Source organism: Nonomuraea sp. NPDC047529, assembly GCF_040642995.1.
Taxonomy (GTDB): Bacteria; Actinomycetota; Actinomycetes; order Streptosporangiales; family Streptosporangiaceae; genus Nonomuraea.
The window spans coordinates 111,550-125,997 of record NZ_JBEYTJ010000007.1 but is presented as its reverse complement, the minus strand read 5'-3'; the positions used below and the strand labels follow the sequence as shown (position 1 = coordinate 125,997).

Here is a 14,448-nt window from a genome sequence, read left to right as displayed (position 1 = left end):
ACCTCCCCCCGGAGGCCCCCGCCGCGGGCGTCAGGCGAGGCCGTTGGAGGTCAGCCATTCCTTGGCCACCGTGGCGGGCTCGTCCTTGTTGACGGAGATCTTCTGCATCATGTCGAGCAGGGACTGCGTGCTCAGCTTGGCCGAGACGCCGTTGAGCGTGGTGCGGATCGTGTCGTTCGCACCGGCCTTGAACAGCAGGGGCGTGACGTTCTGGGCGGGGAAGATGTTCTTGGTGTCCTGGAGCGGCACCAGGTTGTTGGCCAGCATCTTGGGGTCCGTGGTGAACACGTTGCCGACCTGGATCGAGCCGTCCTTCAGGGCGTCGGCCGTGGCCGGGCCCTTGGGCTCCCACTGCTTGAACTCGATCCCGTAGACCTCCTTGAAGCGCGCCTCCCACCGCTTCTTGAACTCCGGCGGGCCGCCGACCACCATGTTCTTGGAGACCTTGGCCAGGTCCTCCATGCTGTTCAGCGACTGCTTGGTCTGGGTCTCCTTGGTGACCGAGAGGCTGTCCTTGTCCTCGGCCGGGGAGGAGTCGAGCACTTCGAGCTCGGACGGGAGCTTCTCCTTCAGCGCCGCGTTGACCTCGTCGGTCGTCGAGGCGGTGTTCTTCAGGTCGATGAAGGCCAGCAGGTTGCCGTTGTACTCAGGAACGATGGTCAGGCCGCCGTTCTTGACCTGGTCGTAGACCGCCTCGCGGCTGCCGATGCGCGGCTTCTCCTCAACCTGCACGCCCTTGGCCTCAAGCGCCTGGGCGTAGATCGACGCGAGCAGCACGCTCTCGTCGAAGTCGAAGGAGCCGATGACGGCCTTGCCCCCGGCCGCCGCGGCCGACCCGCTGGGCGCCGCGCTCGTGGTGTCGAGCGGGTTGCCCCCACCGCCGCCACCGCCACCGCAGGCGGCCAGCGCCAGCGTCGCCGACACGAGCACCGCCGCGGTGCCGATCATGCGTCTCATCTCGAATTTCCCTTCTAAAGCGGCAGGTAATACCGGAGACTATCGAACCTTCAGTCTCTGGCTCACCCCCGGCGAAACGGTCACCCTCTGGATGAGGGCGAACACGATCTGCACGACAAGCGCGAACAGCACAATCAGTACTGAACCCCCCACGACGCTCGCGTAATCCTTCGTCGCGAATCCGTCGATCACGAATCGGCCGAGCCCGCCGAGCCCCGTGTACGCGGCGACCGTCGTGGTGGAGACCACCTGGATCGCCGACAGCCTGAGCCCGAGCAGGATCAGCGGCAGCGCCACCGGGACCAGCACCCGGCCGAGCACCTGCCCGCCGCGCAGCCCCATCCCGTACGCCGCGTCGCGCAGCTCCGGATCGACGCCCTTGATGCCCTCGTAGGTGTTGACCAGGATCGGCGGCACCGACAGCAGCACCAACGGGATGATCACCGGCCAGATCGAGGACGTGCCCAGCAGCAGCACGAACAGCACCAGCAGGCCGAGCGTGGGCAGCGCCCTGGCCAGGTTCGCCGAGATGACGACCACGACCTCGCCCCGGCCGGTGTGCCCGATGGCCAGGCCCAGCGGCACCGCGATCAGCATCGCCAGCGCCAGCGCCAGGACCGAGAACTCCAGGTGCTCCAGCAGCCGCGCCGGGATGCCGTCGGGGCCGGTCCAATTCGCCCCGGTGCCGAAGAAGTCGGCCAGCCAGCCGAAGAACGAGCCCAACCAGCTCACGACGTCCCCTTCCGCGCGCGTACCCAGGGGGTGAGCAGTCGCTGGGCCAGGACCAGCAGGCCGTCGGCGACCAGCGCCAGCGCGACGATCAGCACGATGCCGGTGATCACCGGCGGCATGAACGGGTTCTGGTAGGCCCGGGTGAACAGCCCGCCGAGCCCGCCCTGGCCGATCAGCGCGCCCACGCTGACCAGGCTGATGCTGGAGACCGCGACCACGCGCAGCCCGGCCAGCACCACCGGCGTGGCGATGGGCAGCTCGACCTGGAGCAGGCGGCGCATGGGCGTGAACCCCATGGCGACGGCCGACTGTCGGACGTGGTCGGGCACCGAGTTCAGCCCGTCGACCACGGCGGGGATGAGCACGGCCATGCCGTAGAAGGTCAGCGGGATGATCACGGTGGTCTGGGACAGCCCGGTCACCGAGATCAGCAGCATGAACACCGGCAGCGACGGCAGCGCGTAGACGACGTTCATCAGGCCCGAGGTGGGCTGGTAGAGCCAGCGCCAGCGCACGCAGGCCAGGCCGAGCGGCAACGCGAGCACCAGCGCGGCCAGGATCGGCACCAGGGACATGGTCAGGTGGTCGGTCAGCAGGTTCCTGATGCTGTCGGCGCGGCCGGTGTCCCAGTTGCGCGCGATCCACTCCCAGATGCTGGGCGGACCTTCACGCATCGGCGGCCTCCGCCAGCGCCTCGTCCAGGGCCTCCCTGGTGGCCACGCCGACGACCCTGCCGTCCTCGTCCACGGCGACCGAGCAGCCGGAGGGCGACAGCAGCGCCGCGTCCAGCGCCGACCGCATCGAGTCGCGGCCGAGCACGAACGTCCCGTACGGCTCCAGCTCCTCGGGCCGCGAACCGGCGAACCAGCCCACGGGCCGGTCGTCGTCGCTCACGACCAGCAGCCACGGCTCGTCGCTGGCCGCCCGCTCGCGCACGGTCAGGTCGGTACGCAGCCTCAGCCCCTTCGTGGAGATGAACTGCAGCCGCCTGATGCCCCGGTCGTGGCCCAGGAACTCGCGGACGAAGTCGTCGGCCGGCTCCGACAGCAGCGTCTTGGGGTCGGCGAGCTGGGCCAGCCGTCCGCCCACGCGCAGCACGGCCACGCGGTCGCCGAGCTTGATCGCCTCGTCGATGTCGTGGGTGACGAACACGATGGTCTTGTTCAGCTCCGCCTGGAGCCTGATCAGCTCGTCCTGGAGGCTGGTGCGGACGATCGGGTCGACCGCGCTGAACGGCTCGTCCATGAGCAGCACCGGCGGGTCGGCGGCCAGCGCCCTGGCCACGCCCACGCGCTGCTGCTGCCCGCCGGAGAGCTGGAACGGGTAGCGGTCGGCGAACGCCGCGTCGAGCCCGACGCGTTCGAGCAGTTCCATGGCCCGCGCGCGGGCCTTCTTCCTGTCCCAGCCCAGCAGGTACGGGACCGTCGCGATGTTGTCGACGATCTTCCGGTGCGGGAAGAGACCCGCCTGCTGGATGACGTACCCGATGCCGCGGCGCAGCGTGGGCGGGTCGATGCCGCTCACGGGCACCCCGTCGAGGAGGATCTGTCCTTCGGAGGCGTCGATCATGCGATTGATCATCCGGAGGGACGTCGTCTTCCCGCAGCCCGAGGGGCCCACCAGCACGGTGATCTCGCCGGTGGGCGCCTCAAGGCTGAGTGCGTCCACGGCGGTGGTGCCGTCTGGATAGCGTTTGGTGACAGCGTCGAATGTGATCACGCGTGACCTCTCGCTCGATGGCAGGGCCGCGGCCCCCCTGCCACGACCGCCGCATGATCTCGGTGGCCCACAAGACTACGGCGGCCCGGACCCCCGTGTCCCCACGGGGGACGGCTTAAGCGTTTCACTGACCAGGGAGATTTACCGAAATTTCCGATCAAGTGGTGCGCCGGACCTGGGTGAGTTGGCATGATTACCTCCACAATCTCCAGACGCGTACCCCTCACCTCAGCGTCCGCACATTTAGCAAGAGGATCGGCCCCGTGCCCCAGCCGCTCACCGGTCAGCGCCCCCGCGCAGAACTGATCGCAGAGCTCTACGACCGCCATGCCGCCGGGCTGTTCGCGTACTGCGCCGACCAGCTCGGCGATCCGGGCACCGCGTCCGACGTCCTGGCGTCCGTGCTCGGCGGAGTGCTCGCCGGCGTCCCCGACGCCGTCCCGCCCCGCGCCGCCCTGTACGCCTACGCCCGCCGCCAGATCCACCGGCGGGACGTCGTCTACACCCCTCCCGTCGTGGACCCGCTCGTCGACCCGGCCTCTGCGCTGGTCGAGCGCGTGCTGCGCGAGCTTCGCCCGCAGCAGCGCGAGGTGCTCGTGCTGTGCGCGGTGTGCGAGCTGAGCAGGGCCGAGCTGGCCTGGGTGCTCGACGTCGCTCCCGACACCGCCGAGGAGCTGGTCGTCGGGGCGAGCCACCGCTTCCGCCAGGTCCTGGGCATGGCCCTGGCCGCGCTGGCCGAAGGGCGGGTGCCGAAGCCGCTGTCCGATGTGTACGGCGCGCTCGCGGTCGCGCCGCTGCGGGACGTCCTCGGGCGTCTGCCCTGGCCGGAGCCGCCCGCGATCCTGCGCGTGCACTTCGCCGGGTCGGTTCCCGCCGAGCCGGGGCCGCTGTTCGTCAAGCCGCTCTGGCCCGCGCCGCCGCAGTGGCCGCTGCCGCTCGCCGAGGCCGACCCGGCGACCAGCACCGGGATCTTCCCGGCGGACCTGCTCACGCCGCCCTCCGGCGAGCGGCCGTCCGTGCACGAGGCGACGACCGCGCCGATGCCCAAGTTGCGCGACCCGCTGGGCGCGCTGGACTCGATGGGGCCGCTGCGGGACCCGGCCGCGCGGGCGGCGGCCGTGCGGCCGTTCCTCACCAGACACCCGCAACCGTCGCAGGCCCTGCCGGAGTCGGACCGCCCCTCGGTCCAGCCCTTCAGTACGGGCGACTTCACCGCACCTCCCGTGGCGGACGCCGCGCCCGAGGCCGTCGTTCCGCCGCCTGGGGAGCGGCCCTTCTTCCTGGGCACGCCCGTGCCCGCGGACGTGCTGGACGACGAGCCGGTGACGTTGGAGATGCCCGCCATCAGGGACGTGCCGCCGCGCACGGACCCGCCCCACGCCCCGCAGCGTCCCGCCGCACAAAGCCCCACCGCACAACGTCCCGTCCCGCAACGGCCCGCGCCGCAGCGGCCCCTCGCGGCGGAGCAGCCGGTCAAGGAGGCCGCGCCGCTGTTCACCCCGAGGTCCAGGGCCACCGCCGAGCCGGTCTACCGCATGCCCGCGCCCGAGCCCCCGTCCGGCCCGGCCGCCTCCGACCCGGCCCCCGCCACCTCGGCCTTCTCCGACCCGGCCCTGTCCGGCTCCGACCTGTCCGGCTCCGACCTGCCCGAATCCCCCCTGTCCGGCTCCGGCCTGTCCGACCTCAACCGGCCCGGCGCGGCGCCCGGCGAGCGGAGCCGGGCCGCGGACTTCGCCTTCGAGCTCGCCCGCGAGCTCGCAGCCGACCGCGAACTCCACCCCGATCCGATCCGCGACCTCCAGGGCCCGTCCCGCCGCAAGCCCGGCGCCGGACCGGCCCGCTCACCGGGGAGAGGCGGCGCCAAGCCCGGCGCCCGCAAGCAGCCGGCGGGCAAGAAGAAGGCCGCGGCCAGGAAGAAGGCGCTCAAGCGGCGCAGGGAACGGCACTACGACTGGGCCTGGGAGTTGATCGGGTTCCTGATCTGCGTGGCGATCGCGATGATCGTGTTCTTCTCCGTGCCGATGTTCCTGGGCCCGTGAACGCCTACATGGTGTTGACGATCAGCCCGATGTGCGTGAAGTAGTTCAGCGCGCCGAACAGGAGGAACGCCACCCCGGCGATCCCCCAGCACACCCCGGTCACGGTCGTGACCGGGCCCCCCCTGGCCCGCAGCGCGAACGGGAACAGCACCGCCCCCACACCGACCAGCACGTACAGGCCGGAGATGAAGGTTGCCTCCAGCAGCGGCATGCCGGCGAAGGCCCCCGAGATCGGCTCCTGCGGCGGCGCGGCGAACAACATGTACGTCCACCCCGCCGCGGCGATCCCGAAGCAGGCCAGCCCCATGGCGAAGACGAACAGCGAGATCGGCCCGGCCGTACGCGCCACGAGTTTGCGCCGGTCGGGCGCCACGGCGACCAGCGCCCAGCGTTTCCACAGGTAGATCGCGGCGGCCAGCAGCAGCACGCCGAACGCCAGCGAGGGCTCCCCGAAGATGATGTTGTCGAACGGGAAGCCCTGCCCGGCCAGCGGCCAGGTGAGCGTCATGTGCAGCCCGGTCACCGTCAGGACGGCCCCCATCGCGCCGAACGCCAGCGCCCAGCCCTCCACGTGCTCCAGCGGGTCGCCTCTGAGCAGCCGGCGGCCGAAGGAGACCACGAGCAGCAACCCGACGCCGGCCGCGACCGCCATGATCGTGTTGTACGTGGGCATCCTGGTCCAGTCGATCTTCAGCTCCGGCTGCGCCAGGACTCCCCAGAATCCACTCATACAGACGCGATTACCCAAAGCGTCCAATTGCTAACACAATGTCACGCCGACGACAGGATCAGGCCGCTCGTCGGCACGCCCGTCCCCGCCGTGACCAGGACGTTCCGCACCCCGGCCACCTGGTTGGCGGCCGTCCCGCGGACCTGCCGGACGGCCTCGGCGATGCCGTTCATGCCGTGGATGTACGCCTCGCCCAGTTGCCCGCCGTGCGGGTTGACGGGCAGGCGGCCGTCCAGCTCGATGCCGCCGTCCCGCAGGAAGTCCGGGGCCTCGCCGCGCCCGCAGAAGCCCAGCTCCTCCAGCTGGGCCAGGACGAACGGGGTGAAGTGGTCGTACAGGATGGCCGTCTGGATGTCCTGCGGGGACAGCCCGGACATCTCCCACAACTGGCGGCCGACGACGGACATCTCCGGCAGGCCGCTCATGTCGTCCCGGTAGTAGCTCGTCATCATCATCTGGCCCGCGCCCGCCCCCTGCGCCGCCGCCGTGATCACCGCGGGCGATCTGCGCAGGTCGTGGGCGCGTTCGGCGGATGTCACGACCAGGGCCACCGCGCCGTCGCTCTCCTGGCAGCAGTCGAGCAGGTGCAGCGGCTCCACGATCCACCTGGACGCCTGGTGCTCCTCCAGCGTGATCGGACGCCCGTGGAACCAGGCGGCCGGGTTCGTGGCGGCGTGCCGGCGCATGGCCACCGCCACCCGCCCGAAGTCCTCCGACGTCGCCCCGAACTCGTGCATGTACCGCCGTGCGAACATGGCGACCCACGCGGCCGGGGTCATCAGCCCGTACGGCACGTGCCAGCTCATCTCCAGGCCCTGGGAGGTGGGCTCCCCGGTCAGCCGCGCGTTCGGCTGGCCGAAGCGGCGGCCGGAGCGCTCGTTGAAGGCCCGGTAGCAGACCACCGTGCGGGCCATGCCGGTGGCCACGGCCATGGCCGCGTGCGCGACGGTGCCGCAGGCCGCGCCGCCGCCGTACTCGACGCGGGAGAAGAAGGTGAGGTCGCCGACCCCGGTCTCCCGGGCGACGGCGATCTCCTGGTTGGAGTCCTGGGTGTAGGTGACCATGCCGTCCACCTCGGACGGCGGCACCCCGGCGTCGTCCAGGGCGGCGAGCACGGCCTCGGCCGCCAGCCGCAGCTCCGACCGGCCCGAGTCCTTGCTGAACTCGGTGGCGCCGATGCCCGCGATCGCCGCGCGCCCGCCCGGCATCACGCGCTCCCCGGCAGGACGAAGGTGACGGTGCCGGTGGCGTGGTCGCCCAGGCTCACCCTGCCGCGCACCTGCGCGGTGTACCGGTCGCCGTCGCGCTCGACGATCACGCCGCTGAAGCTCAGCCGGTCCCCCGCGTACGCCGGGACGCCCAGCCTGACGTTGATGCTCGTGATGACCGCCTCCGGGCCCGTCCAGTCGGTGACATAGCGTTCCACCAGGCCCATGGTGGTGAGGATGTTGAGGAAGATGTCCTTCGAGCCCTGGGCGCGGGCCTTGGCGGTGTCGTGGTGCACGGGGGTGAAGTCCCTGGTGGCCAGGGCCGTGGCGATCACCGTCGTCGGGGTCAGGTCGACGATCAGCTCGGGCAGGGCCGTGCCGGTGGCGGGGGTCACGGCTCCTCCGGCGTCCACATCGGCAGGACGAGCTCGTCGTCCATCGACCGGTACGTCACCCGCAGGGCCATCCCGACCTCCACCTTCTCGGCCGGGCAGTCCACGACGTTGCCCACGATCCGCACTCCTTCCGGCAGTTCCACCACGCCCACCACGAACGGGACCTCGCGCCCCGGCACCGGCGGATGGTGGTGGACGACGTAGCTGTACAGGGTGCCGCGGCCGCTCACGACGACGTGCGACCGGTTCGCCGAACGGCAGGCCGGGCACATCGGGCCGGGCGGGTGCCGCAGCTCGCCGCAGTCCGCGCAGCTCTGGACGCGCAGCTCGCCGTCCCGCACGCCCTCCCAGAAGAACGCGGTGTCCCTGTTGACCGCCGGCCGCAGCGGGTACGGCTCCCGCGCGCGCGGGGCAGGAGCCTTGGGACGGAACTTCAGCACCCGGAAGAGCATCTCGGCGACGGGCCGGTCGTCGTCGCCGTACCAGGTGACGTTCCAGGTGGCGAAGTAGCCCTCACCCAGGGCGGTGCGCTTCGGGCCGGACAACGACGTGAAGCGGGTGGCGGGCGTCAGCAGCTCGCCGATCCCGGCGTACCGGTGGTAGGTCTGCTCGCAGTTGGTCGCCACGACCCCGGTGAAGCCCGCGGCGTCGAGCGCGGCCAGCAGGTCGTCCACCGGCGAGCGGTCCTTGGCCTGCGAGCCTGGCCCCTGCATGGTCCACACCTGGGCCATCGCCGGCGGGGCCACCCCCTCCTCCAGGTAGCGCGGGTTGGCGTCGCCCATGGCCTCCAGCCAGTGGCGGATCATGGGCGCGTTCACCGGGTCGGCGGCCGGGGTGCCGCGCAGCTCCCCCATCGCCACCTGCTTGCCGGCCAGCTCGCGCAACTCGGCGTCTGTCATCGCGGCGGTCATCGCGACGGCCATCGGGTCGGTCATCGCGGCGGCCTCGGCAGGCTCAGGCCGAGCATCGCGATCAGCTCGCGCTGCACCTCGTTGACCCCGCCGCCGAACGTCAGCACCACCGCGCCCTTGACGCCGTGGTCCATGCGCTCGGCCAGCTCGGCCGTCTCCGGGTCCGAGGGGTCGCCGTACCTGGACACGACGTCGCAGACCAGCCGGCCGATCTCCTGCATGCGCTCGGAGCCGTAGATCTTGGTGGCCGAGGCGTCGGGCGCGCCCAGCCAGCCGAGGTCCATGTTGGCCGCCACCTGCCAGTTCAGCAGCTCGTTCGTACGGAAGGCGGCCCGCACCCGGGCGAGGGCGCGGCGTACGTCCGGGTTGTCCGTCAGCCCGGCGTGCCTGGCCCAGGCGAGGAAGCGGTCGTAGGTCTGGCCGAGGTTCCCGGCGGGGCCGAGGGTGACGCGTTCGTGGTTGAGCTGGTTGACGATCAGGTCCCAACCGCGGTCCACCTCGCCGACCACCATGTCCACCGGGACGCGGACGTCGGAGAAGTAGGTGGAGTTCGTGTGGTGGCGGCCGTCCATGGTGACGATCGGGGTCCAGGAGAAGCCGGGGTCGTCGGTGGCGGCGATCATCATCGTGATGCCCTTGTGCTTCTTGGCCTCCGGGTTCGTCCGGGCCGCCAGCCAGATGTACTGGGCGTAGTGCGCGCCGCTGGTGAAGATCTTCTGGCCGTTGACGACGTAGTGGCCGCCGTCGAGGACCGCCGTGGTGCGCAGGGAGGCCAGGTCGGTGCCGGCCTCGGGCTCGCTGTAGCCGATCGCGAAGTGGCACTCCCCGGCCAGGATGCGCGGCAGGAAGCGGTCCTTCTGCTCCTGGGTGCCGTACTGCATCAGCGTCGGGCCCACCGTCTGCACGGTGATGATCGGGTACGGCACGCCCGCACGGGCGATCTCGTTGGCGAAGATCTGCTGCTCCAGCGGGCCGTAGCCGCCTCCGCCGTACTCCTTGGGCCAGCCCAGCCCGAGCTTGCCGTCGCGGCCGAGCCGGCGGCAGTGCTCCATGTACGCCTCGCCGAACGGATCGTCGGCGATCTTGGCGCGGTCCTCGGCGGTCAGGCAGCCGCGGAAGTACTCGCGCAGCTCGTCGCGGAGCGCGCGCTGCTCGGGGGTCAGGTCGATCAGCATCAGACGAGGGCTCCGATCAGGTCGAGCTGGGCGTCGGCGCCGCCGAGCAGGTGGGACAGGTGCTTGGCCTGCGCGAAGTAGCGGTGCAGCGGGTAGGTGACGTCCAGCCCGAGGCCGCCGTGCAGGTGCTGGCAGGTGTAGAGGGCCTTGACGGCCTCGCAGACGTGGAACGCGGCCAGCGCCACGTCCTCGTCGGCGGACAGCCCCTCGCCCAGCCGCCAGGCGGCCGACCACATGGCGACGTCGAGGGCCCGTCCCGCGATGTAGATGTCGGCGATCTGCATGGTCACGGCCTGGAACTCGGCCAGCGCGCGGCCGAACTGCCGCCTGGTCCTGATGTAGGCGGTGGTCAGGTCGAGCGCCCCGGCCAGGACGCCGCTCGCCTGCGCGGCGACGGCCACGGTGAACAGCCGCCCGGCGTCGGCGGCGGCCTCGGGCCCGGCCACCCGCTCGGCGGGCGTGCCGTCCAGCAGGACCGTGGCGGCCGGCTCGCCGGTCGAGGTGAACTCCGGGCTCGTGGACGGCGACGTCACCAGGAACAGCCCCTCGTCCGCGGTGACCAGGACGTCGTCCGCCGGGTACGGCACCGAGACCTTCCGCCCGGTCAGCGTCCAGCCGTCACCCTCGCGGCGGGCGGCCGTCTCGGGCGGATCGGCCGGGGCCCGGCCGGGCTCGCGGCGGGCCAGCGTGCCACGCGTGACCCGTCGCCGCTGGTCAGGGCCGCCGTGACGGGCCAGCGCCAGCGTGCTCACCAGGACGGGCAACGCCGGTACGGCCGCCGCCCGCGCCCCGACCTCGCGCAGCACCACGGCCATCTCGACCGGTCCGAGCCCCGCGCCGCCCGCCTCCTCGGACGCGCACACGCTCATGAGCCCGGCCCGCCACAGCCCGTCCCCGGCCGTCGCGCCGCCCTCCTTCCCGGCGGCTCCGGTCCCTTCCCCGGCGGCGGCCTCCTCCCTGGTCAGAACTTCGGCGGTCAGCTTTTTCAGGTCCTGCTGGGTCTCGTCCAGGTTGAAATCCATCAGCTCTCCAAGAGGTGGTGCCTGCCGTGCTCGACGAACTCGTCCTCGATGGCCTTGACGTCCGCGCCGGTCAGGGGGCGCAGCCCGGCCGGGGACCGCCACCAGACGGGGTCGCCGGTCCGCCACGCCTCCTTGGCCAGGATCCGCTTGATGACCTTGTGAGAAGGGGTCAGCGGAAGTTCACTACAAATCCGGATATAGCGGGGTAAGGACTTGGGGCCCAGGTCGGTCCGACCTGCCAGGAACGTGGTGAACGCCCCGGCGTCGAAGGGGCCGTCCAGGATCAGCGCCGCCATCACCTGGTCGCCGGCCGCCGCGTCCGGCACCGGGTAGACCGCCGCCTCCACCACGCCGCCGAACTCGCGCAGGGCGGCCTCCACCGGCGCGACCGCCAGGTTCTCGCCGTCCACGCGCAGGCGTTCGGTGCCGCGCCCGGCGAAGAAGACGTGCCCGGCGGGGTCGGCGTAGGCCAGGTCGCCGGACCAGAACGCGCCGTCCCTGACGCGTTCGGCGTCCGCGTCCGGGTCGTTGTAGTAGCCCTCGAACAGGCCCGGGCCGGAGGTGTTGACCAGTTCGCCGACGGCCTCGTCCGGGTTGAGCAGGCGGCCGCCCTCGATGCGGGCGGGCGGGCACGGGCGTCCGGTGAGTGGGTCGAGGATCTCCACGCCCGCGCCCAGCCTGCCGAGGCTGCCGGGCGGGCCGCCGGGGTCGGGGGTGAAGGAGATGGCCGTCTCGGTGGAGCCGAAGGCGTCGATCACCCGGCAGCCGAACCGTTCGCCGAACCGCCTGGTCGCGACCGCGCTGCCCTCGTTGCCGAAGGCGATCCTGAGGGGGTTGTCGGCGTCGTCCGGGCGTTCGGGCGTGGCCAGGACGTAGGAGAGCGCCTTGCCGACGTAGTGCAGGTACGTGCAGCCGTGCCGCCGTACGTCCGGCAGCAGGCCGGAGGCCGAGAACCGCCTGCGCACGGCCAGCGCCGCCCCCGAGGCCACGGCCGGGGCGTAGGCGGCCATCAGGGCCCCGGAGTGGAACAGCGGCATCGAGCAGTAGACGACGTCCTCGGGCGTGAGCAGCGCCGCCAGGCTCAGCCCCGGCAGCGCCAGCTTGCGCTGCGTGATCCGGACGGCCCTGGGCCGACCCGAGGTGCCCGACGTGAAGATCAGCATCACCAGGTCGCCGGGCCCCGGCTCGGCGGCCCGGCCCTCGCCCTCCCCCAGGGACGACACCGTGGACAGCGGCAGGCTCTCCAAACCCAGCGCCTCGGCGACCGGCCGGGCCAGGCCCGCGAAGGGGACGTCCCAGAGCAGGAGGTCCACGTCGGTGGCGCGGGCGTCCCGGATCAGCTCGTCCACCGGGCGCGTCGGGTTCAGCGCGACCAGCACGTGCCCGCCGAGCGCCGCGCCGCCGAGCAGGAAGAGCAGCTCCGGGACGTTCTCCCCCAGCACGCCCACGTGCAGACCCCGGCCGCGCCCGCTCAGCCAGGCCGCCGCCGCCCGGCAGCGGGCGACGTGCTCGCGCCACGACCACACCGCGCCCTCGAACATCAGCCCAGGTCGGTCGTCCTGCGCCCGGTCGAGGAGCAGGGCCGCCAGCGTCTGCGCGATCATCGAGCCTCCAGCAAGCGCTAGGTAAGCCGAATGGCAAACTAGAACAGATTCTAATATCTGTCCAGTGCCGGCCTTGTTCGCCATGTTCCGACATAGTCCTGTAACGCCGTAGACATGGGCCGATACGGCCTGTTTGTGACTCGCGAGTAACAAGCCGCGTTGTCGAGAAATCAGATAACGTGTTCTTATGCGTACCTCGCCCGGGTCATTCTCCGCGCCCCCCAGCGACACCGAGGGGGCCGCCGAGGGCCGCGCCGCGGCGGGCGGTCGCAGTGTCCGCACCCGCAGCCAGCACCAACGCCGCAAGCGCATCGTCCAGGCCGCGGCCGCGCTGGCCTCGCGCGGCGGCGTCGAGGCCATGCAGATGCGCACGGTCGCCGAGCGCGCCGGCGTGGCGCTGGGCACGCTCTACCGCTACTTCCCGTCCAAGATGGACCTGGTCGTGGCGGTCGTGGGCGAGGAGATCGACCTGCTGGAGAGCAGCATCGAGCGCCGCCCGCCCGGGGCCTCCACGCCGGCCAGCCGGGCCGTCGACGTGCTCATGCGGGCCACCCGGGGGCTGATGCGCGAGCCGGAGCTGGCCGACGCGCTGATCCGGTCATTGATCATGGCCGAGGTCCAGACACCGTTCGGCGACCGCATGACGGGGCTGCTGCTGCGCGTGTCCGCCGACGGGCTGACGGTCGACCAGGCCGGCGAGGAGCAGCTCGACCTCGCGGGCTCGCTGGCCAGCGTGTGGGTGCAGGAGCTGCTGGAGATGTTGCGGGGGCGGCGCACGTACGACCAGATCCAGCGGCGCATCGAGACCGCCGCGAATCGCCTCCTGTCCGACATCTAGCCTCTTGTCGGACATCTCCGTCATGCCCTAAAAGCGGCCGGGGCCGCCACCGAAATTGTCGGTGGCGGGAGCTATACAGGGGACATGAGCGACAAGCCGACGAGCGACGACTTCCTCCGGCTGGCCGATCCGATGCGGCGCGAGCTGTTCGCACACTGCTACCGGATGCTGGGGTCGGTGCACGACGCCGAGGATCTCGTGCAGGAGACGTATCTGCGCGCGTGGCGGGGTTACGACGGGTTCGAGGGGCGGTCGTCGCTGCGTACGTGGCTCTACCGCATCGCCACCACCGCCTGCCTGACCGCGCTCGACAGCCGCGGCCGGCGGCCCCTGCCGACCGGCCTCGGCGCCCCGAGCACCGAGGCGAGCGCGCCGCTGGTCCAGGACGGCGAGGTGCCCTGGCTGGAGCCGGTGCCCGACACGCTGGCCGGGGTCGAGGCGGGCGGCGACCCGGCCTCGATCGTGACCTCGCGCGAGAGCATCAGGCTCGCGCTCGTCGCCGCGCTGCAGCACCTGCCGCCCCGGCAGCGCGCGGTGCTGATCCTGCGCGACGTGCTCAGGTGGCGGGCGGCCGAGGTGGCCGAGGCGGTCGGCCTGTCCACGGCGGCCGTCAACAGCATCCTCCAGCGGGCCCGCGCGCAGCTCAGCGAGGTCTCGCCGACTCTCGACGACCCGGTCGAGCCGCTGTCGGCCGAGCAGCGCCACCTGCTCGACCGCTACGTCGCCGCGTTCGAGAACTACGACGTCGACGAGCTGGTCTCGCTGTTCACCAAAGACGCGATCTGGGAGATGCCGCCCTACGTGGGCTGGTACGAAGGTCCCGACGCGATCGGCGAGCTGGTCTCCAACCAGTGCCCCGCGAGCCGGCCCCACGACCTCAAGCTGCTTCCGGTCGCCGCCAACGGCCAGCCCGCGTTCGCCGTCTACTTCCGCGAGGGCGACACCTACCGCCCCTTCGCGATCATGGTGCTGGCGCTGCGCGACGAAGGTATCAACCACGTCGCCATGTTCTTCGACCTGCAGCTTTTCGACACCTTCGGGCTGCGTGCCGAGATCCCCGCCGGAAGCGAGGCTTCCACCGGAAAGTAGAACGCGTTACAGTCACGGCCAGAGCAACG

The 14,448-nt window shown here is 71.7% G+C and carries 14 protein-coding genes; 3 read left to right on the top strand and 11 right to left on the bottom strand.

Annotation, left to right across the window (positions count from 1 at the left end; all coding sequences use genetic code 11):
- Nucleotides 1-30: 30 nt before the first annotated feature.
- The 4 genes from ABZ815_RS13765 to ABZ815_RS13750 are packed head-to-tail and all read right to left on the bottom strand — an operon-like array spanning nucleotide 31 to nucleotide 3,408.
- Nucleotides 31-957, bottom strand: a complete 927-nt coding sequence (locus tag ABZ815_RS13765) for an ABC transporter substrate-binding protein (protein ID WP_357697470.1) — start codon at nucleotides 955-957, stop codon at nucleotides 31-33.
- Between the two features lie 39 nt (nucleotides 958-996).
- Entirely contained in the window at nucleotides 997-1,689 is a 693-nt protein-coding gene (locus tag ABZ815_RS13760) for an ABC transporter permease subunit (protein WP_357697468.1), read from the bottom strand.
- Entirely contained in the window at nucleotides 1,686-2,363 is a 678-nt protein-coding gene (locus ABZ815_RS13755; protein WP_357697466.1) for an ABC transporter permease subunit, read from the bottom strand. The genes ABZ815_RS13760 and ABZ815_RS13755 overlap by 4 nt, the downstream gene beginning before the upstream one ends.
- A complete protein-coding gene (locus ABZ815_RS13750; RefSeq protein WP_357697464.1) occupies nucleotides 2,356-3,408 on the bottom strand; it encodes an ABC transporter ATP-binding protein in 1,053 nt (350 codons plus the stop codon). The genes ABZ815_RS13755 and ABZ815_RS13750 overlap by 8 nt, the downstream gene beginning before the upstream one ends.
- Nucleotides 3,409-3,671: 263 nt before the next feature.
- Here ABZ815_RS13750 and ABZ815_RS13745 point away from each other — a divergent pair, with 263 nt between their 5' ends.
- Complete coding sequence (locus ABZ815_RS13745) at nucleotides 3,672-5,447, top strand: sigma factor-like helix-turn-helix DNA-binding protein (RefSeq protein WP_357697462.1); 1,776 nt, start codon at nucleotides 3,672-3,674, stop codon at nucleotides 5,445-5,447.
- 4 nt (nucleotides 5,448-5,451) lie between these two features.
- On the opposite strand, the gene ABZ815_RS13740 is transcribed toward ABZ815_RS13745, so the two are convergent.
- From ABZ815_RS13740 to ABZ815_RS13710, 7 genes are read right to left on the bottom strand one after another with little or no spacing between them, the layout of a single operon-like run.
- Nucleotides 5,452-6,177 carry a DUF981 domain-containing protein gene (locus ABZ815_RS13740; protein ID WP_357697460.1) on the bottom strand — a complete coding sequence of 242 codons (726 nt, stop codon included), beginning with the start codon at nucleotides 6,175-6,177 and terminating at the stop codon, nucleotides 5,452-5,454.
- A 41-nt stretch (nucleotides 6,178-6,218) separates the two neighbouring features.
- Nucleotides 6,219-7,385, bottom strand: coding sequence for a lipid-transfer protein (locus tag ABZ815_RS13735; protein WP_357697458.1), 1,167 nt, complete (start codon nucleotides 7,383-7,385; stop codon nucleotides 6,219-6,221).
- Entirely contained in the window at nucleotides 7,385-7,780 is a 396-nt protein-coding gene (locus ABZ815_RS13730; protein WP_357697456.1) for a MaoC/PaaZ C-terminal domain-containing protein, read from the bottom strand. Before ABZ815_RS13730 ends, ABZ815_RS13735 begins: the two co-directional genes overlap by 1 nt.
- A complete protein-coding gene (locus ABZ815_RS13725) occupies nucleotides 7,777-8,715 on the bottom strand; it encodes a bifunctional MaoC family dehydratase N-terminal/OB-fold nucleic acid binding domain-containing protein (protein WP_357697454.1) in 939 nt (312 codons plus the stop codon). The genes ABZ815_RS13730 and ABZ815_RS13725 overlap by 4 nt, the downstream gene beginning before the upstream one ends.
- Entirely contained in the window at nucleotides 8,712-9,866 is a 1,155-nt protein-coding gene (locus tag ABZ815_RS13720; protein ID WP_357697452.1) for an acyl-CoA dehydrogenase family protein, read from the bottom strand. Before ABZ815_RS13720 ends, ABZ815_RS13725 begins: the two co-directional genes overlap by 4 nt.
- Complete coding sequence (locus tag ABZ815_RS13715) at nucleotides 9,866-10,888, bottom strand: acyl-CoA dehydrogenase family protein (protein WP_357697450.1); 1,023 nt, start codon at nucleotides 10,886-10,888, stop codon at nucleotides 9,866-9,868. Before ABZ815_RS13715 ends, ABZ815_RS13720 begins: the two co-directional genes overlap by 1 nt.
- The gene (locus ABZ815_RS13710; RefSeq protein ID WP_357697448.1) at nucleotides 10,888-12,492 is read right to left on the bottom strand and encodes an AMP-binding protein; all 1,605 of its coding nucleotides are present in this window, start codon (nucleotides 12,490-12,492) and stop codon (nucleotides 10,888-10,890) included. Before ABZ815_RS13710 ends, ABZ815_RS13715 begins: the two co-directional genes overlap by 1 nt.
- A 187-nt stretch (nucleotides 12,493-12,679) precedes the next feature.
- Here ABZ815_RS13710 and ABZ815_RS13705 point away from each other — a divergent pair, with 187 nt between their 5' ends.
- Together ABZ815_RS13705 and ABZ815_RS13700 are read left to right on the top strand one after the other, a co-directional pair.
- Nucleotides 12,680-13,330, top strand: a complete 651-nt coding sequence (locus ABZ815_RS13705) for a TetR family transcriptional regulator (protein ID WP_357697446.1) — start codon at nucleotides 12,680-12,682, stop codon at nucleotides 13,328-13,330.
- Between the two features lie 84 nt (nucleotides 13,331-13,414).
- The gene (locus ABZ815_RS13700) at nucleotides 13,415-14,419 is read left to right on the top strand and encodes a sigma-70 family RNA polymerase sigma factor (protein ID WP_357697444.1); all 1,005 of its coding nucleotides are present in this window, start codon (nucleotides 13,415-13,417) and stop codon (nucleotides 14,417-14,419) included.
- The last annotated feature ends 29 nt before the right edge of the window (nucleotides 14,420-14,448 follow it).